Below are 22796 nucleotides of genomic sequence, written 5' to 3'. Positions count from 1 at the left end.
GAGAGGGTGGAAATGAATATGTTTTATAGAACGGGATGGTCGCTGGTGCCTCCGGTGGCGGCAATTCTTCTGGCACTGCTCACAAAAGAGGTCTATCTGTCTCTGTTCTGCGGGGTGCTGCTCGGCGCGGGAATGGCGGCCGGCTTTCAGCCGTGGAATACCTTTGAGACGCTGTTCACGGTCATGCGTGACAGTATGGATCTGAATATCGTTATTTTTGACGTTCTGCTCGGCATGATCATCGTGCTGATGTCCCGCTGCGGCGGGACGGCGGCGTACGGGCGCTGGGCGACAAAGCATCTGCGCAGTCGGAAGCAGGCGCTGGCGGCGACCGCGCTGCTCGGTGTTCTGATCTTTGTCGACGATTATTTCAACTGTCTGACCGTCGGCTCCGTCATGCGCCCCGTCACGGACAAGTACGGCATTTCCCGCGCAAAGCTCGCCTATATCATCGACGCGACGGCGGCGCCAATCTGCATCATCGCGCCGATTTCGAGCTGGGCGGCCGCGGTCAATTCCTATGTGCCGGAGGGCGGGCCAATGAACGGCTTTCAGCTTTTCATAGCGACGATTCCCTATAACCTGTACGCCATTCTGACGCTCTATATGGTTTTCTTTATCACGGCGAAGTCTATTGACTTCGGCCTGATGGCAAAGCATGAAAAAAATGCGGCGAACGGTGATCTCTTTACCTCGGGAGGTGAGGAATTCCGCGCGCTGGCCGAGGAGGACGAGAGACGGATGCGCGAGGGAAAGGGGCATGTCGCGGATCTGATTGCGCCGATGCTGGTCATGATCGGCTCAGCGGTCGGGGCGATGATTTATACCGGCTACCTAGGCGGCGCGTCGGGCGTGGTCGCGGCGTTCGCCAACTGTGACGCCGAGATTTCTCTGATCTTCGCGACCGTGGTCACCGTCATTTTCATGGGCTTTCTCTATCTCCCCCGCAGGGTCATCACATTCCGGGACTTTATGGACTCGCTGCCGGAGGGCGGAAAAATGATGATTCCGGCGATTCTGATTCTTACGCTCGCGTGGACGCTCAAGGGGATGACCGATCGGCTCGGAATCGGTGATTTTGTGAGCGGCAATCTCGATCTGAGCGGCCGCCTCATCTGGTTCATACCGGTGGCCGTGTTCTGCATCGCGATTTTCATTTCCTTTTCCACAGGAACCTCGTGGGGCACCTTTTCCATTCTGGTGCCGATTGTCGTGTCGCTGTTCCAGAGGACGGACAGCCAGATGATGGTCATCGCGGTTTCTGCGGTTCTTGCGGGCTCGGTCTGCGGAGATCATGTCTCGCCGATTTCCGATACGACGATCATGGCGTCCGCGGGGGCGCAGAGCAATCACATCAATCATGTGCAGACGCAGATGCAGTATGCGGCGGTGACGGTGGCTTGCTGCATCGTCGGGTATCTGGCCGCGGCGCTCACGAGAAGCTGGCAGATCTCGCTCCTTATCAGCGCGGCGCTGATGACGGCGATCCTTTTGCTGATCCGGCGCCGCACGGAGCGGAGAGGGCAGGAGCAGAGGTGACAGGTGATGGCGTCAAAACGGATCCTCATACCCTGCATCGACCAGAGAGAGAGATGGCCGACCGGCTGCGAGAGTGTGACGGCGGTCATGCTGCTTCGGTATCTCGGCATTCCTCTCTCTGTGGACGAGTTCATCCGGCACTATCTTCCGATGCGGGAGCTGACACTTTTTATGGGGGCGGACGGCAGAACGGATCTGACGCCCGCGTCGGAGAACATCATCGGAACAGGGCCGGATCCGGATGAGTATTTTGCCGGCAGCCCCTATGATCCCGCGGCGTTCGGCTGCTATCCCGGCGTGCTGGTGCGGGCGCTGAACCGGGTTTTTGCGGAATATGCGCCGGCGGACGGGTGTGGACGCCCTGCATTTGCGGCGAAGGACGTCACCGGCGTGCAGACGGAGCGGCTGCTCCGGGAGTATATCGACCAAGGGGTGCCGGTGGCATACTGGGCGACGCTCGACCTTGCGGAGCCGATTCCCGGACCCTCATGGCGTCTGGACGGCGGAGAGCTGTTCACATGGATCTCCCGCGAGCACTGCATGCTGCTTGTCGGCTATGATGAGGAGCGGGGAGAGCTTCTGTTCAATGACCCATGGCACGGCCTTGCGGCGGCCGCATATCCCCGGGAGCTTGCGGAGCGCCGTCATGCCGGGCAGGGAGAGAGAGCGGCAGCGGTACGGCGCCTCTGAACGCGCGGGGGAGAGGGAGCGGCGGTGCGGCGTCTCTGAACGCGCGGGGGAGCGACAGGGGGGAGGAGTGCGGCCTGCTCCCGGAGCCGCTGGAATTGCCGTTGCCTAACCACCCGGGCAGAGACTATACTGACGGTGTTGCCGGAAGCACGTTTTTTGTCTGCGTTCTTTCCATATGTTTCCACGATGAGGATCAGAGATGAAGACGGATATCGAAATTGCACAGGAGGCACAGCTCCTGCCGATCATGGATGCGGCGGCGGAGCTCGGCATTGCGGCGGATGATCTTGAGCTGTACGGAAGATACAAGGCGAAGCTCTCGGATTCCTGCATGAACGTGCTGAAAGAGCGAAAGGACGGGAAGCTGATTCTTGTCACTGCGATCAATCCGACGCCGGCAGGGGAGGGAAAGACGACGATCAGCATCGGTCTTGCCGATGCGCTGAGAAAGCTCGGACGCCGCTCGATTCTTGCGCTGCGGGAGCCGTCGCTCGGGCCGTGCTTCGGCGTAAAGGGAGGAGCGGCCGGCGGAGGCTATGCGCAGGTCGTGCCGATGGAAGATCTGAATCTTCATTTCACCGGCGATTTTCACGCCGTCACCGCGGCGAACAATCTGCTGGCCGCGATGCTCGACGACTCGCTTCACTTCGGCAATCCGCTCCGCATTGACCCTACCCGCGTCGTGTGGAAGCGCTGCATGGACATGAATGACCGCGCGCTCCGCAATATCACGATCGGTCTTGGGGGCAAAACAAACGGCCCGGTGCGCGAGGATCATTTTGTGATCACAGCGGCCTCGGAGATCATGGCCGTCTTCTGTCTGGCGGAGGACATGGAGGATCTGAAAAAGCGCCTCGGCCGGATTGTCGCCGCCTACAATTATGGCGGGGAGCCGGTCACGGCGGAGCAGCTCGGCGCGGTCGGCGCCATGTGCGCTCTCTTAAAGGACGCACTCCGGCCGAATCTGATGCAGACGCTCGAGCATACGCCGGCGCTCATTCACGGCGGCCCTTTTGCCAACATCGCGCACGGCTGCAATTCGGTACGCGCGACGCGCGCGGCGCTGAAGCTCGCGGATTACACGGTCACGGAGGCCGGCTTCGGAGCGGATCTGGGCGCGGAGAAATTCATGGACATCAAGTGCCGGATGGCGGGCATCAGACCGGACGCGGTGGTTCTGGTCGCAACGATTCAGGCGCTCAAATACAACGGCGGCGTCCCGAAAACAGAGCTGCGGAGGGAGAACCCGGAGGCCCTGCGGCGCGGCGCGGCAAATCTGGAAAAGCACATCGAGAACCTGCATAAATTCGGGGTTCCGATCGTTGTTGCACTCAATTCCTTTGCAACGGACACGGAGGCGGAGAACGCCTTTGTCGAGGCGTTCTGCCGTGAACATCACTGCGAATTTTCCAGAGCGACGGTCTGGGCAGACGGCGGAGAGGGCGGCCGTGAGCTTGCGGAAAAGGTTCTTGACACGCTGGAGAAGCAGCCGGCCTCTTACCGCCCGCTGTACGGACTGCAGGCTCCGCTGACGGAGAAGATAGAGACCGTGGCGCGGGAAATTTACGGCGCGGACGGCGTCGAATATACCAAAACCGCGGAGAGGGCGATTTCTTCGCTGGAGAAGCTCGGCTTCGGCGGACTTCCCATCTGCGTGGCAAAGACGCAGTATTCCCTCTCGGATGATCCCGGCCGTCTTGGTCGGCCCGAGGGCTTTTCCGTGACGGTGCGGGACGCCTATGTGTCGGCGGGGGCAGGCTTTGTCGTCATCCTCACCGGCGAAATTATCCAGATGCCCGGGCTTCCGAGAAATCCGGCGGCGCTCCGGATCGATGTAGACGCCGAAGGGCGGATCGAGGGACTGTTTTGAACAGCCGGACCGCCCGAAACGAGGGGTGCTCTGAAGCCTGCGGGGGCGGGTTTCTGCCCCCGCGCCGTGGGCATATTCTGAAATGGATCGCATAGCGGAGCAACTGCTTCGTTTCTGCCCCCGCGCCGTGGGCATATTCATAAAATAATCCACAAAATCGTAAATCCGTACGTTCTCAGAGCGCACGGATTTTTTTATGATGAAAAAGGCAGTGCCGGAACAGGAATCGAATAAGAAACAGGACATAATAAAATGCCGGACAGAATACTTTTCTGTGGGAGGAAATGATGAGGTGCATACAATATACAACGTGGGCGGCAGATGGGGAACCGGTGCGCAGGGAGTGTGAACTTCCGGTGACGCATGAGGCGGATGAGCCGAAGCATCTGGAATCCGGTGTGATCGGTCTCTATCCACAGATGGAATATCAGACGATAGAGGGCTTTGGCGGGGCCATGACGGAGAGCAGCGCGTATCTGCTCTCGAGGATGGAAGAGACGGAGCGGCAGAGGGCGCTCGGGGCGTTCTTCGGTCCGGACGGCAATCGTCTGCGCTTTATCCGCACGCATATGGACAGCTGCGACTTCTCGCTGGAGGAATATCAGGCGGTTGAGGATCCTATTTCGGATCCGGAGCTTGCTACCTTTTCCCTGCGGCGGGACCGGCAGTACATTATCCCGATGATTCGGGAGGCGATGCGCATGAATGACGCAGCCGGGCATGAGCCCCTTTCGGTTCTTCTTTCTCCGTGGTCGCCGCCCCGGCAGTGGAAGACGCCACCGGAGCGCCCGCAGAATGATGCGGCGGTTTACGGCGGTTCGGGGCATGAGGAGGGATCAGGCGGCTCGCAACCCTCACGGTGCAACGGCGGCTCGCTCCGCCCGGAATTTTACGGACCGTGGGCAAAGTATCTTGCGAAATATGTGCTGGGCTATCTCGAGGAGGGAATACCGGTGACGATGATGACGCTTCAGAACGAATCGGTCGCCGCGACAAACTGGGACAGCTGTGTCTGGACGGCACAGGAGCAGAAGCGTTTTCTGAAAGACTATCTGTATCCGGAGTTCCGGAGAACCGGGCTTGCGGAGAAAATCGATCTGTTTATTTGGGATCATAACAAAGAACGAATGGTGGAATGGGCGGAGCAGATGATTGATGCGGAGACGGATACCATGATCGCCGGTTTGGCATTCCACTGGTATTCCGGCGATCATTTTGAAGCCGTGCAGCTCGCGCACGATGCGTTTCCGGACAAAATCTTGATGCTTTCCGAGTGCTGCGGGCTGCATGCACCGGGGCAGTCCAGCTTTTGGGAAGGCATTACGGGGCCGACCAAAACGCCTATGCGCGCGGAGGAGGACGATGCCAGGCAATATGCGCATGACATGATCGGAAATTTGAACGGAGGCATGAACCGTTGGATTGACTGGAATCTCTGTGTTGACGAGAATGGCGGTCCGCGTCATGTACCATATGGATTTACCGCCGGCATGATTGTGCAGAACGGAATATTCCGCACGAACATGACCTATGAATATATCGCACATTTCTCCCGCCATATCCGTCCCGGAGCAAAACGGATCGGTTTCTCGCGCTGCGACGACAGAGTGGAGGCCGTGGCGGCAAAAAATCCGGATGGTTCCATTGCCGTGGTGCTTCTGAACCGGACACAGGAGGACGGACTGTACGCATTCCGGGTACAGGGAGAGATCATCCGCTTTGCGGTTCCTGCGGGAACGATCAGCACACTGGTTATCACCGATCTCTGAAAGGCCGCTCAAAAGGGCGGATAAGAGACGGCCATCCGGGTGGCTGATCGGTATGAACGGAGCAACGGAGCCGTCGTCGTGATACAATCAGTTTATGAGGGAACAGCTATGATCCGTTTATTGATTGTGGAAGATGAGGCCCCGATCCGGAACGGACTGCTGCGGCATGTGCCATGGAAGACGCTCGGGGTGGACGAGGTCAGCGCGGCCGAAAACGCGGAGGATGCGCTTCGGACGGCGGCGGAGCTGCGTCCGGATATTGTGCTGTCGGACATCCGTATGCCAGGCATGCTGGGGACAGATATGGCGCGGGCACTGCGCGGGCTTCTTCCGGACTGTCAGATCCTTTTTGTGAGCGGGTATTCCGACAAGGAGTATCTGCATGCGGCGATTTCGCTCAGCGCGGTGGGCTATGTCGAGAAGCCGATCTCTGTCGAAGAGCTGTCGGACGTCGTCTGCAAGGCGGTTTCCGCCGTGCAGAAGACACGCCGGGAACGGCAGACGACACTTCATTCCCTGCTGAACGGCAGCGGTCAGGAGGAGCTTCTGACGGCAGACGGAGATAACGGATCGGGAGCGTGGCGGAATTATGTGATGTTCATGATCCGCACGGACGGCAGTGCGATCCCCGGAATTCATGATATCGCGCAGGATGTTTTGAATAATCTCCGGCAGGAGATGCTGGAGCGCTTCGGCGGAGAAAGCCTTGCTCTGGCGGATATGGTTTCCGCGAATTCCTATGCACTGCTGATCGCTCTGGATTCACCGTGGGACCGGGAACTGGTGGAGCTTACCAGCGAGGCGATACTGTCCTACCGCGGGGAGGGGAGCCGGTGGTTTGTGTCTGCCAGCCGGGAGCACCATGCGCGCGGGAACGTACGTGAAGCATGGCGCGAGGCGCTGGCCGGGGTACGTCATCTTTCCTATAAGGGCTGGAACTGCCGGGCAGATGCTATGGACAGCAGCGAGGAATACCGGGGTACCGTCCCGGAGGACAGGCTCCGCGCCTTTTATCAGCTGGTACGGGAACGGAGGCAGGAGGAAGCGGAGGCCTATGTGGAGAGCTGGTGCCGTTTTCTGACGGATATGCATGCCGTCATGAATTTCCGTGTCCGCAATGTATTTGACACGCTGAGCCGCGCGGCGATGCGGACAATGGAGAACGCCGAGCCGCCTGAGGAGGAGGCGGATGAGGAGCGGCTGGAAGAGCTGTGTACTATACGGGAGCTCGGAGACTGGGTGAATCGGCAGCTCCGGGAGATTATGAACTGTGAGGAAAACGGAACCGGAAACTATCTTGTCAGGGAGGTCTGCGAGTATATCGAGGCGCATCTGGGGGACAGTTCGCTATCGCTGGGCCGGCTGGCCGAGGTGGTCTATCTGACGCCGACCTATCTTTCGGCGATGTTCCGCAGGAACCGGGGTATCACAGTGGGACAGTTCATTGCGGATGCGCGGATCGGAAGAGCCTGCGAGCTGCTTGCAGATCCGCAGTATAAGCTGTATCAGGTAGCCGGGCTTGTGGGCTACGAGGATCCCAAATATTTCACAAAGCTGTTTAAGAAGAAAGTCGGGCTTACGCCGACGGAGTATCGGGAGAGTCTTTGATAATGGGAAAGGTGTGCAGAGGCTTTGGCTCCGTGGGTATACGGATCAAAAAGCTGGCGATGTGGAAAAAGATGCTGATCGCCTACTCCATACCGCTGATTCTGCTTATCGTCGCCGTCATGAGCGGTGCGGCTCTCTATCTGGAAAAGCGCACCGAGAGAGATGTAAGAAACGGGGCGGAGCAGGCGCAGAGGCAGGCGGAAAGCTATATTTCCTCCCGAATCGGAAATATGAATTATGTTATGCAGCAGATCCTTACGAGCTATGAGCTGCGCGAGCTGCTGGCACAGATTCCGAAGGGGAAGAAGCAGGGGCTCCGCGAAAGCTATGCGGAGTTTTTTGCCCTCAGCGCGGTGCTGCAGAGGATTGAGTTCAATAATGACGAGTACCGGGTCGGAATGTATGTGCCGGATTCGCTGGTTTACTCGTCCAACAATTATCTGTTCTATCCGGAGGCATCTTTTCTGCGGATTGAGCGTGTGGAAGAACTGGAGAGAGAGATTCGCGACGGAAAGAATGTCTACCGTATTCTGCAGGATAAGAGAACCGGCGATCCGTCCTCTGCGCAGGCGTATCTGACGCTGCTCTCGATGATCCGTGTCACGGACGGAACCGGGACGGAGCGGGGTTATCCGGTAAAGGCAGGAATACGTCTGGCGGTGATCCGGCAGATTCTGCGGAACGGGAGAACAATAGAGGGGAGTCTTTTGTACCTTGCGGATGAGGACGGGCATATTCTCGCCGCGACAGATGAGGGGCGCGAGCAGGCGCTTGCGAGGCTTCCGTTCCCGGTATCCCCGGCGGAAAACTGGACGCTGGTCACGGTGGAGGGACAGCAATATTATTCTCTGCACCGTTCACTGGAGTACAATGACTGGGAAATCGTCTCCCTGATTCCGCTGTCGAATTTCAGGAAGCAGTTCTTGTGGCTTTTTCTGCTGATGGGAACCACCGTGGCTTTGCTTGTGGCGGCCGTTGCCGTTATCTCGTATATTGTTGCCAGATATTATTCCAACCGCATTTCTTTTTTGAACGGCCGGATGGGAGCGGTGCAGAGCGGAGCCATCAATACAAGGACGGAGCTTCAGCTTCCCGGGGATGACAGCGGAGACGAAATGGATGAGCTGTACCGGAATTTTGATTTCATGATCGAGGAGGTGCAGAAGCTCATGAAAGAGCAGTACCGTCTGGGCCGGATGGTATCCGAGACGGAGATGAAAGCGCTGCAGGCACAGATCAATCCGCATTTTCTTTATAATACACTGGATCTCATCAATTGGGGGGCTATGGATTACGGAGCGGGAGAGGTGGCGGCACTGGCCCGCGATCTGGGGCAGTTTTACCGAATTTCCTTAAATCACGGCAGAAGCGTCATCACCATCGGCGACGAGCTGCGACATGTCCGTTCGTTTGTCAGTATCGAGAACGCGCATTACGGAAATGCCATTCACTGTGAGATGGATGTTCCGGAGGAAATTCGAGAATATGCCTGCCTCAATATAACGCTGCAGCCTTTTGTCGAAAATTCGATTGTCCATGGGATCGGCGAACACACGGATATCGCGGAGTGTCATATCCGCATTGCGGCCCGCAGGGAGGGAGAGGATATCGTTTTTACAGTGGAGGATGACGGGCCGGGAATTGATGCGGATACGGCACGCAATATTGTGATGGCAAAGCCGGGAGAGGGGAACCGGGGATTCGGCATTGGCAATGTTAATTTCCGAATCAAATTATGCTACGGAGACGGCTACGGTGCAGAATATATGCGGACAGAGAAAGCTTCGGAAGCGGACGGACGGCCCGGAACCTGCGTGAGTATACGGATACGGGCGCTGTATGAGCGGGAGCTGGAGACTCTTCTGGGACAGTGAGCGTCGGAAAACATAAAATAGTACCCCAAATCAAAAAATCGTCGGTTCTCTCCTCCGGCGATTTTTTTTATACTTTTTTCATCCGGTGTTCATGAGTGGAAAGGAAAGGCGCGAAGATGAAGAAAGAAAGCTTTATCCACGAGTTCAGGAAGAATAAGGCGCTTTTTGCCATGGCAGCGCCCGCAATCATTCTGGTGCTCGTCATGCAGTATTTCCCGATGTCGGGTCTTGTTCTGGCGTTCAAAGGCTATCGCTATGATATGGGAGTGTTCGGAAGTCCGTGGAACGGCGTGGACAACTTCCGGTATCTGTTCGCGTCCGGGACAGGGCTCCTCATTACCCGCAATACAGTGCTGTACAATCTCCTGAATCTTTTTACTTCTCAGATCATCGCGGTACTTGTGGCGGTGTTCATCACGGAGATCCGAAGAAAGTATTTCAAGAAAATCTCGCAGACAGTCATTCTCCTCCCCTATTTCATTTCATGGGTTGTTGTCGGCGTATTTGTCTTTTCCATTTTTAATTACGAGACAGGCATGATCAATACGGTGATCCGCGCGGCGGGAGGAGAGCCGGTCAACTTTTATATGAAGCCGGGCGTGTGGCCGTGGATCATCTGCGCATTCAACTCATGGAAGTGGACAGGCTACAATTCGGTCATCTATATTGCGGCGATCACGGGAATCGACGGAGCCGTCAACGAGGCGGCGGCGATTGACGGCGCGACGATTTTTCAGAGGATACGCTACATCACGCTTCCGTCAATCCGGCCCACTCTAGTGACGATGATTCTTTTGCAGGTCGGACGGATTCTTCGCGGCGATTTTGAGATGTTTTATCAGATCGTCGGAAATAACGGGCAGCTTTTCAACGCGACGGATGTCATTGATACCTATGTGTTTCGTTCGCTGGTCACGAATCCGGATATCGGGATGACGGCGGCTGCGACGTTTTATCAGTCGGTTCTCTGCTTTGTCATCATCATGATCGTAAATGCCGCAGTCAGGCACATCGACGAGGACTATGCACTGTTCTGAGAAAGCGGGGGGATTATCATGACCAGAAATTCCTATCAGGATCTTGCAAGCTCGGCGCCGGAAAAAATCCGGCTCAGCGCTTCATCAAAGCTGTTTTATGTCATCTGTTATCTGGCGGTTATCCTGATCGCCGCGGTATGTCTGGTGCCCTTTATGCTGCTGCTTTCCGGCTCCTTTACCGCGGAGCAGTGGATCCGCTTCCATGGCTTCGGGCTGTTTCCGGGAGAATTTTCACTGGAGGCCTATCAGATCATTTTCAAGACGCCGGAGAGGATTCTCCGGGCCTATGGTGTGTCCATCTTCATTACGGCTGTCGGAACGGGGACCGGTCTGATTCTCACTACGCTGACAGCCTATGTCATCAGCCGCAAGGATTTCCGCTACCGGAATGTGCTTTCGTTCTTCTTTTATTTCACGACTCTCTTCAATGGAGGAATGGTCAGCACCTATATCTTTTATATTCAGTATCTGCACCTTAAGGATAATCTGCTGGCACTGATTCTTCCGGGTATGTTCAATGTGTTTTATCTGCTCATCATGCGGACCTTTGTCAACACAGTGCCGGTCGCGCTGATCGAATCGGCCAAGCTGGACGGGGCGGGGGAATGGAGGACGTTCCTGCAGATTGTTTTGCCGCTCCTGAAGCCGGGACTTGCCACCATCGGTCTGTTTCTTGCTTTGGGCTACTGGAACGACTGGTATAATGCGATGCTGTACCTGAATTCAGAGGATCTGTACCCGCTGCAGTATATGCTGTATGCGATACAGCAGCAGACTCAGGCATTGGCAAAAATCGCCTCGCAGGCGGGCATACAGGTGGCGAATCTCCCGTCCAATTCGTTGAAACTCGCCATGGCTGTCGTCGCAACGGGACCGATTGTTGTGGTGTACCCGTTTGTGCAGAAATATTTCATTGCCGGTATCACCATCGGTTCGGTCAAGGGGTAAAAGATATATCGGCCGGGAACCGGCGGCATTCCGACCGGGAGGCCGATCACAGCGGCAGTCTGTGCCTTTCGGGCACTTGATCATTTTAACAGGAGGAACTGACAGTTATGAAAAAGAACGTTATTGCAGCGATTGCGGCAGCGGCGATGGGAGCCTCGCTCCTTGCGGGCTGCGGAAATGCGGCTTCATCCGCAGCGGCATCCGGGACAGCCCCTGCGGCGGAAGGGGATCTCTCGACACTCGACACGTCCAAGGAGGTGGAGCTTACCATGTATGTGGTCAGCGACCGCCCCGCCGGGCAGGATCTCGTGGATGAGAATTTCAACAGACTTCTCAAGGAGAAGCTGAATGCGACGCTGAAAATCAACTGGATCGGCTGGGCGGAGTATCAGCAGAAGTATCCGATGCTTTTCTCCTCGGGTGAATCGTTTGATATGGCTTACTGCGCAGGCTGGCTCAATTTCTCAAATCTTGCAAGAAAGGGAGCGTTTATGGCTCTCGATGACATGCTGAAAGCGTATGCGCCGGACAACTATGCTCTGCAGTCGGAGTCGGCGCTTTCGCAGGCGACCATTGACGGTCATCTTTATGCCGTGCCGACGCTGCTCCCGACCTACACCGCCTATGGTGCGATTTACCGCGGCGATCTAGCGGAGGAGGCGGGTATGACGGATCCGATTGATACCTTTGATGAAATCGAGAAGTTCGCGGATTATATCGTGGCGAATCATCCGGAAATGGAAGCGATTGACGAATACTCCATGGGACCTGAGTTTTCTCTCACCTGGACGCGCTCCATCGGGTGGAAAGATATTGACAGCGGGCTTCGTTATCTGTATTTTAATCCGTCTGAGGCAAAGCCGGTCGTTACGCCTTTTTACGATATGGAAGGAGCAGCGGAATTTTATGAGAAAATGAAAACGTGGTCCGATAAAGGGTTCTGGACAAAATCGGCCCTGGCGGACACGGATTCCACTAAGACGCAGAACGGCAAGGCGGCGCTTCGCCTCCACAACATCGACACATACTCCAACTACGCAGTGCTTCATCCGGAATGGAACTTCAAATTCGGCGCGATGACCTCCGATGTGGCGCATCTTCCTTATACGCAGGACTGCATGGTGATTTCCAATACGGCGAAGAATCCGGAGAGGGCACTGGCGCTCTGGAATTGGGTCACAACGGATCAGGAAGCCTATGATGCGTTTTTCTACGGTGTGCTGGGTACATCCTATGAGCTGAACGACGACGGACAGTTCAAAATTCTGGACAATGATCTGTATGCAACGTCGGCTATGTGGGCGGTCCGCACCATGGAGCTCAACCGCAATGCAGCCGGGACCCCCGCAGATTATGATGAGGTCCGCGCAGAGTGGGAGAAGAGCATAGAGACCGGCAGGAATACAGAGAAATTTACCGGATTTGTGCTGGATACCACGAATATTACCACCGAGGTAGCAGCCTGTACCAATGCGTTCCAGCAGTATGGATGGCCGCTGGAGCTGGGCTATACGGAGGACGTGGAAGCTTCGCTGACAGAGTACAGGACGGCGATGGAGGCAGCAGGGATTACCAAGGTTCAGGCAGAGTGCCAGAGACAGCTGGATGAGTATCTTGCAGCGCAGTCAAAGTAAGGGGGAAATGATAACAATGATCTGCACAGGAGGGCTGACGATTTTCGCCAGCCCTCCTGTGTATTGGAAAATAGAGGAGAGAGCGCAGATCCGGCGTTGAGGCAGGGTATTATAATAAGAGCCGCGGGAAAGCGGCAGAAGAAGGACTGCCTCTCAGGAGGGAAGAAGCATGATGAGAGCGTTGGACAGAAAATTGACCGGCGCGGTCAGTGAGGAAGAAAGAGAATACGAGATCCGTCACCGGGCGCTTGCCCGGCAGGCGGGAGCAGAGGGAATGGTGCTGCTTCGAAATGAGAAAAAACTCCTGCCGCTCACGGCGGGAAAGTCTCTTGCATTATATGGAGCAGGAGCGGTAAGGACCATAAAGGGGGGAACCGGATTGGGCGATGTCAATTCCCGCCCTGTTGTGAGCATCCGACAGGGACTCGAAAATGCCGGATTTCCGATCACAACGGCAAGGTGGCTGGATGATTACGAGAGAGCCTATGCCGCGGCGCGGGAACAGTGGCGGGATGAGGTCTGGACCAAGATGGACGTGATGGAGGACCAGGGGATTGGCGCGGCGAGTGCTTATTTTGAGACACCGTTTTCAGTGCCTGCCGGTCCGCTTCCGGATCGCGAGTCTGACAGTGAGGGAGAGACGGATACAGCGTTATATGTGATTGCCCGCAATGCGGGGGAGGGGGCTGATCGATCTCTCCTTTACAGATCGCTTCACGGGTATTGACGCCATTCTATATATACATCAGCCAGGAATGGAGGCCGGCAATGCCGTGGCGGACATCCTTTCAGGAGCAGCGGTTCCGTCCGGGAAGCTTACAGATTCGTGGGCTTTTCGATATACGGAGTTTTCCATCCGATTTGCCGGCATTACTCACTATGAGCTTGGCACAGAGATGCCGTCCGCGGGAGTGAGACTTACGGTGACGAATATCGGAGTGATGTCCGGCAGGGAGGTGGCGCAGCTTTATGTCTCCTGTCCGCAGACCGGAGAGGGGAGAGAGCTGCGGAGGCTTGTCGGTTTTGCAAAAACAAAGGAGCTGGAACCGGAAGAAACGGAGGATGTGGAAATCCGGTTTCCGCTGTATGCTCTTGCTGCGTTTGACGAAGCGCTTCCGGGGTGGACACTGCCGCGGGGAGAATATGTTATGATGGTCGGGAACTCGTTTGCTTCGGCTGAGACAGTCGGCGTGATTCATGCGCTGGAAGACGGCTATCCGCAGAGAGAAAATTCGGATGGAACGGGTGACGGACCGGACAGAAAAGGGGACAGAGAATTGCGCTATCAGTATACGACGGCTTTCCCGGTCGGCACAGCTCTTGCCCAGAGCTGGGACCTGGGGCTTCTGCGCCGTGTCGGCGCGGCAGTCGGAGAGGAGCTGGTGGAATTCGGCATAACACTCTGGCTCGCTTATTCATCGCAATCCGTTCTGCGGGCGCAATTTTGAATATTATTCCAAAGATCCGCTTCTGTCCGGCAGGATGGCGGCGGACATGTAAACGGACATCGATCGGAGAGAGCGTCCCGGAGAAACGGAGGAAAGAGGCATGAATCAGTTGCTGTACGGTGCAGCCTATTATGAGGAATATATGCCCTATGAGCGGCTGGAAAAAGACATTGGGCTGTTGAAAAAAGCGGGGATGAATGTGGTCCGGATCGGCGAGAGCACATGGAGCAGTCACGAGCCGCAGGAGGGCGTATTTGATTTTTCACATGTGACGAGGGCCATAGAGGCGATGGGCAGGGCGGACATCCGCGTGATCCTCGGCACGCCCACCTATGCGGTTCCGACATGGATGGTGAAGTCGCATCCGGAGGTGCTTGCCGTTACGCGGCGAGGACCCGGGCTCTACGGCGCAAGACAGAATATGGATATCACCAGTCCTGTTTATCTTTATTACGCCGAGCGCGTGATCCGGAAAATGATGGAAAGCTGCGCCCGTTACGACAACGTGATCGGCGTGCAGCTCGACAACGAGACGAAGGCGTACGGAACGGCCGGGCCGAATGTGCAGGAGGCCTTTGTAAAATATCTGCGCGAAAAGTTTCAGGATGATCTGGATGCGATGAACGATGCGTTCGGTCTTTCCTACTGGAGCAATCGTATCAACGCGTGGGAGGATTTTCCGGATGTGAGAGGGACGATCAACGGGAGCCTTGGGGCGGAATTCAACCGCTTCCAGAGAAAGCTCGCCGCGGATTTCCTGATGTGGCAGCGACGGATCGTGGAGCCCTACCTGCGGGAGGATCAGTTTATCACGCATAACACCGACTTTAACTGGATTGGCCATTCTTTCGGCCTCAACGGCGAGGTGGATGTGTACGAGGACGCGAGGGCGATGACCGTCGTCGGAACGGATATCTACCATCCGACGCAGGACGGGCTCACCGGAATGGAGATCGCGTTCGGCGGCGATCTGACGCGCTCCGTGAAGAGAGACAATTACCTCGTGCTGGAGACACAGGCGCAGGGCTTCCCGCAATGGCTGCCCTATGACGGGCAGCTCCGTCTGCAGGCCTACTCGCATCTGGCGAGCGGGGCGAATATGGTGGAATACTGGCACTGGCATTCGCTTCACAATGCGTTCGAGACTTACTGGAAAGGCGTGCTCTCGCATGACTTTAAGGAAAATGAAACCTACCGCGCCTGCTGCGCCGTGGGGAGGGAGTGGCAGGCGATTGGACCGCAGCTCGTGAATCTGAGGAAAGCGAACCGGGCGGCGGTGCTCGTCAGCAGCACGGCGCTCAAGGCCCTTGACTGGTTTCCGATTGTGGGAAACAGCTTTGATCCCCAACCCTATAAGTACAATGACGTGCTGATGGAGGTCTACCGTCAACTGTACGAGATGAATCTCGAGACGGACTTCCTGTTTCCGCAGAACGCGGCGGAGCATATTGCGGACTATGCTCTTGTGGTTATCCCGGCCCTGTATGCGGAGACGCAGGAGCTTCTCGATGTGATCGCGGACTATGTCCGCGGGGGCGGTCATGTGCTGGCGACGTTCAAGACAGCCTTTGCGGATGAAAATATAAAGGTATGGTCTGATGAAACCCCGCATACGCTGGCAAAGGTCTTTGGAATCTCTTACAGCCACTTCACTTACCCGGGAGAGGTGAAGCTCGCCTCGCGCGAAGGGGAGCTTCAGGGCGCGGCGGTCCGGCATTTCATGGAGCTTTTGAACGCGGAGACGGCGGAAACGGAAATCCTCGCTTCGTACGACCACTCGTCATGGGAGAGATTTGCGGCGATCACGCGGCATGCTTTCGGCGCGGGGACGGCGACCTATATCGGTTGCGGCCTTGACGGCACAGCGCTCCGCCATGTGATTCGCGGCGCGGCGGCCGGCGCCGGGCTGTCCTGTCCGTCGCTTCTTGACCAGGCGCTTTCGTTTCCTGTCATCATAAGGAAAGGCCTGAACGGGGAGGGAAATGAGATCGTCTATTATTTCAATTACTCCGCGGAAAGCCGAACGATCCGCTATGAGGGAGAGGAGGGGACGGAGCTCCTCGGAGGCGCTCCCGTCAGGAACGGCGATGCGCTGGCGCTGAAGCCATGGGATCTGGCGGTGGTCCGGAGGAGAGCGGCGGGATAAGGAGAGTCAAAAATGTCATATAAAAAAAGAGAAAACAAACGATCACATCCGGTTCGGAATTTTATTTTCACGCTGTTGATTGTTCTGATCGCGGGAACGGCCTTTTTGTGGTTTGCGGGACCGCTGAAGCATCAGGTGGCAAAGAGGATCGGAACGCAGATTATGGAATCGGCGGCAGACAGTGCGGCAAGGCAGATTGCCGAGTCATCCGGCGGCCTGATTTCGGAAGAGTCCGCAAAACAGCAGATCCGGCAGGGCATGGAGTCCATGTCGGAGGAGGACCGTGAGACGCTGACGGGGATTGTGGAGAACCACCTGGACGGATCTGAGGTGGCGGACATCACCGGCAAGGTGATAAGCGGTGATGTCGAGGGAGCGGTAAAGCTGGCGGAGCAGGAGCTGACAGAGGAGGAGTATCAGGCGCTTCAGAAGATGGCAGAGAAATATTTGGGAGAAGATTTTTAGTGAATCGGCACAAAAAACGAATTATGAAATAGCACAACACACAGAATTGTAATATTATCATACAAAAATAAAAAAGATACGCTATAATAAAGGCAGCTTCGGCATGAAACCGGGCTGTCTTTTCTGTACGGAGTATGGTCTGCGTGAGGAGGGGAAGCCATGCGATATTTGTTTCAGTTTATCCGCATGATGGCCTTTTGCTTTCTGGGAGAGATGATGCACTGGCTGCTTCCGTTCCCTATTCCGGCGAGCATTTACGGATTGGTTTTACTGATTGCCGCCCTGAAGCTTGGGATCGTCTGTCTGGATGAGATTCGGGAGGTGGGAAATTTTCTCACGGGAATCTTTCCGATTTTGTTTGTCCCGGCAGCAGCCGGGGTGATGAACCTGTGGGGACAGCTGAGAGAATTGGCGGTTCCGATCGGGCTCGCAGTAATTCCGATCACGGCAGCCGTAATGGCCGCGGCAGGACGGGTGACGCAGGTGGTGGCAGAAAGAAGGCCGGAACAGAGAACGAAGTCAAAAATGAGACAATAGAATTGAGGAGGGAAACGGATGAAGCTGCTGCGCGAGTTTTTATCATTTTCTTCGTTGTGGGGAGTGCTCCTGACACTGGCTGCATTCGGGGCCGGAGTGCTGATCAATCGTATTGCCCGTAAGAGCATTTTTAATCCGCTCCTGCTGGGAAGTGTTTTTGTGATTCTGGTTCTCTCTGCGGGGAAAATCCCATATGAGGAGTATAAGGCAAGCGCTGCTCCTGTCAGTTACCTGCTTCTTCCGGCAACTGTCAGTCTGGCAATCCCGCTCTATGAGAAGTGGGAGCTGCTGCAAAAAAACAGGGCTGCTATTTTTGCCGGAATTGCCGCGGGAACATTTGTGAGCCTTTTTTGTATTTGGGTAATGGCGGCGGTGTTCCGTCTGACCCATGAGCAGTTTGTTACGATTCTTCCGAAGTCAGTGACAACGGCTGTCGCCATGGATGTTTCCACGGAGCTGGGTGGAATTACCGCACTTACCGGGGCGATTGTCATTTTGACGGGAATTGCCGGAAATCTCATGGCGGAAGCTGTCTGCAGATGGTTCCGTATTACCAATCCGATTGCCAAAGGCGTCGGGATCGGAACGGCTTCGCATGCAGTGGGGACCAGCCGCGCACTCCAGATGGGAGAAACAGAAGGAGCGATGAGCGGCTTGTCGATTGCAGCAGCGGGGGTGTTGACGGCGGTGCTGTGTCCGTTTTTTGCACAGCTGATATAAAAATCTAGAGGAAAGCGATAGAGACGGCGGTGCGGCAGAATTAATTCGGCAAGCAGTCGGGAATCATGGTAGACTTCATGTGACGGGAATGGGAAAAACTGGTTTGCAGCGATAGATTGACAGGAGAATAACAGGAGGGATTCCTCGCGATGGAACTGCAGCGTGTTGCATTGATTGGAGCGGGTGCGATTGGCGCCTATTTTATCGAGGGGCTGACGGACCGCCCGGGAAGGAGCTTTGCGATTATCGCAGACGGAGAGAGAAAAGAGCGGCTCCGTCGGGACGGAGTCAGGATCAATGGCCGTGTGTATCGGGACAATATTCTGGAGCCGGAAGAATTCGGCACAGCAGATCTGGTTCTGGTATGTGTCAAATATCACGCGCTGCGCGGGACGCTCCCTGTGATTCGCGCCCTTACCGGAGAGCATACGGTCGTTATGGTCCCGATGAATGGAATTGACAGTGAGGAAATTGTTGCAGAAGCGGTCGGGACGGGTCATATTGTGTATTCTCTGATGCGCATCAGTTCGGCGAGAAAAGGAAATGTCATTGAATTTGACCACAAATACACTGGCGGACTGTATTTTGGCGAAAGAGACTGTCAGGAGAAAACCGAACGGATTGCGGCAATTGAGAGGCTTTTTGAGGGAACGAGCGTGCGCCTGAACTTTATGGAAGACATTATGTCGGATATCTGGACAAAATACTGTCTGAATATTGCATATAATCTGCCGCAGGCGATCATTGGAGCAGGGTATCTTTCGTATTTTGACAGCGAGCACATGGGCTATCTTTGCAGAACGCTGGAAAATGAGGTGCGGGCCGTGGCAGCCAGGAAAGGAATTCATATCCGGCGGCTGAAAAACAAGCGGGATACCTGTCCGGCGGCGACACGGTTTTCAACGCTTCAGGATCTGGATGCAGGACGGCATACCGAAATTGATATGTTTGCCGGTGTCCTGATGGAGAAAGCCCGGGAAGAGGACGTTTCCGTGCCTTGTACCGAGATGGTTTATCATGTGATCAGGGCCATGGAAGAGAAAAATGACGGAAAATTCAAGTATTGAACGGAAACCGTCGGATGATGGCCGGGCTTTATTCCCGCAAGGGCGGGATATCACGCTGTTTGCGGAAATCGTCCCATGGACGAATGGACGTATCAAAAAAACGGCCGATGCGATATAATCACTTATAAGAAGTCGTATGCATATCGGACAATTTGCAGGGGCATGAGACGCGAAGCGGCTCGCATCCATGCGCGGATTTGGGGGCGTGTGCCTTGCACAAAGCGCTTCGGCATGGGGATTTGTATGAAATCGCAAGAAATACAGAGAGTTTCCATTACGGATTCTGTGGTAAAAAAACTGCGGGAGAGCATCCAGGCAGGAGAGTACAAGCAGGGAGAAAAGCTTCCGACGGAAGTGCAGCTGTGTGAGAATTTCGGGGTCAGCCGGACCTGTGTCCGGGAAGCGCTCCGGGTTCTGCAGGCATTGCGTATGGTGGAAATTCTGCCGGGACGGGGAGCGTTTGTGGCAAAGAAGCTCCCGATGGAGGAGGAGAGCTCGTGGTACGCGGAAACCGATGCGCAGTTTTATGATTTTATTGAGGTGAGGATGGCCATTGAACCGTTGGCGACTCGCCTTGCCATTGAGCGCGCAACCGATGAACAGATTGAGGGGCTGGATGAAATTCTAAAATCTTTCGTGGAAGCGAGTGACAATAAGGATCTGACGAAGATGATTATGCTGGATGAGCTGTTTCATTCGGAAATCATCAAGATCGCGGGGAATAAGCTTTTGGTGAACATAAACAGAGAGCTCAGCCGCGGGAATAAGAAGTACCGCAGCGAGTCCTTTTTGGATAATACGGTATACCGCAACGCCATTGTTCCCCACAGCAGGATCCTGGAATGTTTTCATAAAAGAGACCCCGAAGCGGGAGCGCAGGAGATGTTTCATCATCTGAATATTACCAAGAACGATATGGACTATCTGCAGCGCAAAAGAGGCAGGTAACACCGGGCAGGATCATCGGGAATACATACAGGGATAAAGGAGGCTGTCGCATTGCGGCAGCCTCCTTTATTAGAACAAGGCAGGGATTGACGAGAGAAAACGGAAAGAATAATATGACATCATACAATATGCAATTATAAACCGACCGAGAGGGGATATGCAGGAGGGCGGCCGATGGAACTTCATTTACGGGGAAAGGTAGCGGTAATTACCGGAGGCGGAACCGGAATCGGACGCGCGGCTGCGGTGGAATTTGCCAAAGAGGGGGTTCTTGTCGCGGCGGTCGGAAGAAGACCGGGGCCGCTGCAGGAGCTTGCAGAGGAATTCAGGGAAAATGACTGGCCGTTTTACTGGGAAGCCTGTGATGTCGCGGATCGCAGGGGAATGGGAGCGTTCGCGGGGCATGTCTTTAAGCAATTCGGCGCTCTGGACATCTGGATGAACAACGCGGGCATTGCCATTGATAAGCCTCTCATGCAATTTACAGACGAAGACTGGAACCGAATGATGGCGACAAATCTGCAGGCGGTTTATGACGGAATCCGCCTCGCGGCTTCGTACATGATAGAAGAGGGAGGCGGAGTGATTTTGAACGCATCCAGCTTCGCTTCACGGATCCCGCATGCGAACGGAGTGATTTATGCGGCGACCAAGGCGGCGGTTTCCAATCTCACGAAGTCAACGGCGGCGGCGCTGGCTCCGTATGGGATTCGCGTAGTCGGTTATGTTCCGGGCATGATTATGACGCCGATCAGCGAGCAGAGCATCTGCAATTACCGGGAAGATTTTATCCGGAACATTTCCGTGGGAAGACTTGGACGTCCCGAAGAACTCGCGGCGCTGCTGGTGTTTCTTTCCTCTGACCGTGCGGAATACATTACGGGCGTGGATGTGGAAATCAGCGGAGGAAAATTTGCCGTGCAGGACTGCCGGATGCCATGGCGATTTCGGAACGGGGAAGATAAATAAAAATGCTCAGAGAACGGGACGGCAAAACGGGGAAGCAGGGACAATGGTCCGCTTCCCCGTTTTGCTGTCTGTCGGTTCAGAATGGCGGCGAAGCTTATTTTTATACAAAGAGCACAAAAAAATGGAAATGAATCTATGAAATAATACATTTTGACAGAATAATGAAAAGTAGTATCATATAACCATATTGTATGGCATCATACAGAAATTGTCTGATGTATAAATTTTTGTCAATGCACAGGAGGGTTATGAAATGAGAAGATTTATGGCAAAATTGTTGGCCGGCGTTTTGGGAGCGGCTGTTGTTTTTGGGGGAACGGGCATAACGGCCGCGGCGGCAGATCCCGGCAAAACGGTCAAGATCGCATTCACAGATGCCCCGACGCTTCAGATCGGCGATCAGGAATATAACCATCCGTCCTATGCTGCCATGCTGGCATTCCAGTCTTCTTTTGAGAAATCGACGGGAAACGAGTATTCCGTAGAGCTGTATCCGGGAGGAACACTCGGCGACGCGGCGTCCAATCTGGAAGAGCTACAGTCGGGAACGCTGCAGGGGGCGACACCGGCAGACGGAGCGCTGTCAGCGTTTGCATTGGACATTCAGGTATTTACCATTCCATATTTGTTCACAAGCCCGCTGCAGGCATATGACGTTCTGGATGGAGAATTCGGTCAGAAGCTGTTTGATAAGATTGCAGATGAGACCGGACTTCGGGTGATCGCTTCCTATGATAATGGCGGCTACCGCAACTTCACCAACAACAAGAAAGAAATCAGGAGCGCGGCAGACATGCAGAGCATGAAGTTTCGTGTTATGGATTCCCCGGTTTACATGAAGCTGGTGGAGTCCATGGGATCGACGGGGACCCCGGTGGCGTTTCTGGAGCTCTACTCTGCTTTGCAGACCGGTGTCGTAGACGGTCAGGAAAATTCGGCGATTACGACTCTGGGAGCATCGCTGGATGAGGTTCAGAAGTATTGCATACTGGACGGTCATCTCCTCGGGCTTGCGTTCCTGACTATAAGCAACGACTGGTATAACGGGCTGGACCCCGCGACACAGGAGAAAGTCCTGCAGGCGGGACGGGAGGCTTCCATTGCGGCAAGAGGCATCTGCCGTCAGGCTGAGGGCGCAGCCGTTGAAACACTGAAAGCAAACGGTGTACAGGTATATACCCCTACCGAGGACGAGATCGCTTCGTTCCGCGATGCGAGCCAGCAGCCGGTTGTGGACTGGCTGAAAGAGAATATAGATCCCGCACTGGTCGATGAGCTTTTGAATACGGTCAACAACGGCGGTGTCGGGCAGGGCCGTGTATCGTATGCTTCCGCAGAAACGGCTGCTGTCTCCGCCGAAACAAACGACGCAGCGGACACCGCGCTGGGAACAGCGGCGGCTGAGACTTCTGCCGGGTCCGGAAATACGCTTACGATTCTTTTTGCGGTTATCGCAGCGGTCGCGGTTCTGCTCGCGGCATTCGCAATGAAAAAGAACAGGAAGCCCGAAGAAAAGAAGTAATTGAC

18 protein-coding genes and 2 pseudogenes are annotated in these 22796 nt (G+C 55.3%); all 20 read left to right on the top strand.

Going from position 1 to position 22796, the window contains the following annotated elements:
• Positions 1-6: 6 nt before the first annotated feature.
• Positions 7-1539 (top strand): Na+/H+ antiporter NhaC family protein, encoded by a 1533-nt coding sequence (locus E0E20_RS01460; protein WP_130836291.1) that lies wholly within the window; start codon positions 7-9, stop codon positions 1537-1539.
• Positions 1540-1545: 6 nt separating this feature from the next.
• The gene (locus tag E0E20_RS01455; protein ID WP_130836290.1) at positions 1546-2229 is read left to right on the top strand and encodes a C39 family peptidase; all 684 of its coding nucleotides are present in this window, start codon (positions 1546-1548) and stop codon (positions 2227-2229) included.
• A gap of 199 nt (positions 2230-2428) precedes the next feature.
• A complete protein-coding gene (locus E0E20_RS01450) occupies positions 2429-4099 on the top strand; it encodes a formate--tetrahydrofolate ligase (protein WP_130836289.1) in 1671 nt (556 codons plus the stop codon).
• Between the two features lie 287 nt (positions 4100-4386).
• Positions 4387-5868, top strand: a complete 1482-nt coding sequence (locus E0E20_RS01445) for a glycoside hydrolase family 30 protein (protein ID WP_130836288.1) — start codon at positions 4387-4389, stop codon at positions 5866-5868.
• Positions 5869-5976: 108 nt separating this feature from the next.
• Positions 5977-7476: a response regulator gene (locus tag E0E20_RS01440; RefSeq protein ID WP_130836287.1), complete on the top strand. Its 1500-nt coding sequence runs from the start codon at positions 5977-5979 to the stop codon at positions 7474-7476.
• 2 nt (positions 7477-7478) lie between these two features.
• Positions 7479-9350 carry a cache domain-containing sensor histidine kinase gene (locus tag E0E20_RS01435; protein ID WP_130836286.1) on the top strand — a complete coding sequence of 624 codons (1872 nt, stop codon included), beginning with the start codon at positions 7479-7481 and terminating at the stop codon, positions 9348-9350.
• Between the two features lie 116 nt (positions 9351-9466).
• Complete coding sequence (locus E0E20_RS01430) at positions 9467-10387, top strand: ABC transporter permease (protein ID WP_130836285.1); 921 nt, start codon at positions 9467-9469, stop codon at positions 10385-10387.
• Positions 10388-10405: 18 nt separating this feature from the next.
• Positions 10406-11335 carry a carbohydrate ABC transporter permease gene (locus E0E20_RS01425; protein WP_130836284.1) on the top strand — a complete coding sequence of 310 codons (930 nt, stop codon included), beginning with the start codon at positions 10406-10408 and terminating at the stop codon, positions 11333-11335.
• A 107-nt stretch (positions 11336-11442) separates the two neighbouring features.
• Positions 11443-12969, top strand: coding sequence for an ABC transporter substrate-binding protein (locus tag E0E20_RS01420; protein WP_130836283.1), 1527 nt, complete (start codon positions 11443-11445; stop codon positions 12967-12969).
• Between the two features lie 169 nt (positions 12970-13138).
• Complete coding sequence (locus E0E20_RS01415) at positions 13139-13696, top strand: glycoside hydrolase family 3 C-terminal domain-containing protein (protein ID WP_130836282.1); 558 nt, start codon at positions 13139-13141, stop codon at positions 13694-13696.
• A pseudogene (locus tag E0E20_RS14725) lies at positions 13641-14123 on the top strand (fibronectin type III-like domain-contianing protein); the annotation flags it as partial. The gene E0E20_RS01415 and the pseudogene E0E20_RS14725, both read left to right, overlap by 56 nt.
• Before the next feature lie 129 nt (positions 14124-14252).
• Positions 14253-14460, top strand: a pseudogene (locus tag E0E20_RS14720) (glycoside hydrolase family 3 N-terminal domain-containing protein); the annotation flags it as partial.
• A 57-nt stretch (positions 14461-14517) separates the two neighbouring features.
• Entirely contained in the window at positions 14518-16563 is a 2046-nt protein-coding gene (locus tag E0E20_RS01400) for a beta-galactosidase (protein WP_130836280.1), read from the top strand.
• A gap of 12 nt (positions 16564-16575) precedes the next feature.
• On the top strand, positions 16576-17028 hold the full coding sequence (locus E0E20_RS01395; protein WP_130836279.1) for a hypothetical protein: 453 nt from the start codon (positions 16576-16578) through the stop codon (positions 17026-17028).
• A 159-nt stretch (positions 17029-17187) separates the two neighbouring features.
• Positions 17188-17565, top strand: coding sequence for a CidA/LrgA family protein (locus E0E20_RS01390; protein ID WP_130836278.1), 378 nt, complete (start codon positions 17188-17190; stop codon positions 17563-17565).
• 18 nt (positions 17566-17583) lie between these two features.
• Positions 17584-18285: an LrgB family protein gene (locus E0E20_RS01385; protein ID WP_130836277.1), complete on the top strand. Its 702-nt coding sequence runs from the start codon at positions 17584-17586 to the stop codon at positions 18283-18285.
• Between the two features lie 149 nt (positions 18286-18434).
• Positions 18435-19352, top strand: coding sequence for a ketopantoate reductase family protein (locus E0E20_RS01380; RefSeq protein WP_130836276.1), 918 nt, complete (start codon positions 18435-18437; stop codon positions 19350-19352).
• 243 nt (positions 19353-19595) lie between these two features.
• Positions 19596-20300, top strand: coding sequence for a FadR/GntR family transcriptional regulator (locus E0E20_RS01375; protein WP_165443933.1), 705 nt, complete (start codon positions 19596-19598; stop codon positions 20298-20300).
• 174 nt (positions 20301-20474) lie between these two features.
• A complete protein-coding gene (locus E0E20_RS01370) occupies positions 20475-21269 on the top strand; it encodes an SDR family NAD(P)-dependent oxidoreductase (RefSeq protein WP_130836274.1) in 795 nt (264 codons plus the stop codon).
• Between the two features lie 265 nt (positions 21270-21534).
• Positions 21535-22791 carry a TRAP transporter substrate-binding protein gene (locus tag E0E20_RS01365; protein ID WP_165443932.1) on the top strand — a complete coding sequence of 419 codons (1257 nt, stop codon included), beginning with the start codon at positions 21535-21537 and terminating at the stop codon, positions 22789-22791.
• Positions 22792-22796: the final 5 nt, after the last annotated feature.

The sequence above is a fragment of the Lachnoclostridium sp. Marseille-P6806 genome (assembly GCF_900625025.1).
In the GTDB taxonomy this organism is placed as follows: Bacteria; Bacillota; Clostridia; order Lachnospirales; family Lachnospiraceae; genus CAG-791.
Note: the sequence above shows the minus strand (reverse complement) of the source record. Positions and strands in the feature narration are given on the sequence as shown.

Bases quoted from the DNA above. Each gene is read 5' to 3' on its own strand.
- E0E20_RS01455 (WP_130836290.1), top strand. From the start codon at position 1,546: ATGGCGTCAAAACGGATCCTCATACCCTGCATCGACCAGAGAGAGAGA.
- E0E20_RS01450 (WP_130836289.1), top strand. From the start codon at position 2,429: ATGAAGACGGATATCGAAATTGCACAGGAGGCACAGCTCCTGCCGATC.
- E0E20_RS01445 (WP_130836288.1), top strand. From the start codon at position 4,387: ATGAGGTGCATACAATATACAACGTGGGCGGCAGATGGGGAACCGGTG.
- E0E20_RS01440 (WP_130836287.1), top strand. From the start codon at position 5,977: ATGATCCGTTTATTGATTGTGGAAGATGAGGCCCCGATCCGGAACGGA.
- E0E20_RS01435 (WP_130836286.1), top strand. From the start codon at position 7,479: ATGGGAAAGGTGTGCAGAGGCTTTGGCTCCGTGGGTATACGGATCAAA.
- E0E20_RS01430 (WP_130836285.1), top strand. From the start codon at position 9,467: ATGAAGAAAGAAAGCTTTATCCACGAGTTCAGGAAGAATAAGGCGCTT.
- E0E20_RS01425 (WP_130836284.1), top strand. From the start codon at position 10,406: ATGACCAGAAATTCCTATCAGGATCTTGCAAGCTCGGCGCCGGAAAAA.
- E0E20_RS01420 (WP_130836283.1), top strand. From the start codon at position 11,443: ATGAAAAAGAACGTTATTGCAGCGATTGCGGCAGCGGCGATGGGAGCC.
- E0E20_RS01415 (WP_130836282.1), top strand. From the start codon at position 13,139: ATGATGAGAGCGTTGGACAGAAAATTGACCGGCGCGGTCAGTGAGGAA.
- E0E20_RS01400 (WP_130836280.1), top strand. From the start codon at position 14,518: ATGAATCAGTTGCTGTACGGTGCAGCCTATTATGAGGAATATATGCCC.
- E0E20_RS01395 (WP_130836279.1), top strand. From the start codon at position 16,576: ATGTCATATAAAAAAAGAGAAAACAAACGATCACATCCGGTTCGGAAT.
- E0E20_RS01390 (WP_130836278.1), top strand. From the start codon at position 17,188: ATGCGATATTTGTTTCAGTTTATCCGCATGATGGCCTTTTGCTTTCTG.
- E0E20_RS01385 (WP_130836277.1), top strand. From the start codon at position 17,584: ATGAAGCTGCTGCGCGAGTTTTTATCATTTTCTTCGTTGTGGGGAGTG.
- E0E20_RS01380 (WP_130836276.1), top strand. From the start codon at position 18,435: ATGGAACTGCAGCGTGTTGCATTGATTGGAGCGGGTGCGATTGGCGCC.
- E0E20_RS01375 (WP_165443933.1), top strand. From the start codon at position 19,596: ATGAAATCGCAAGAAATACAGAGAGTTTCCATTACGGATTCTGTGGTA.
- E0E20_RS01370 (WP_130836274.1), top strand. From the start codon at position 20,475: ATGGAACTTCATTTACGGGGAAAGGTAGCGGTAATTACCGGAGGCGGA.
- E0E20_RS01365 (WP_165443932.1), top strand. From the start codon at position 21,535: ATGGCAAAATTGTTGGCCGGCGTTTTGGGAGCGGCTGTTGTTTTTGGG.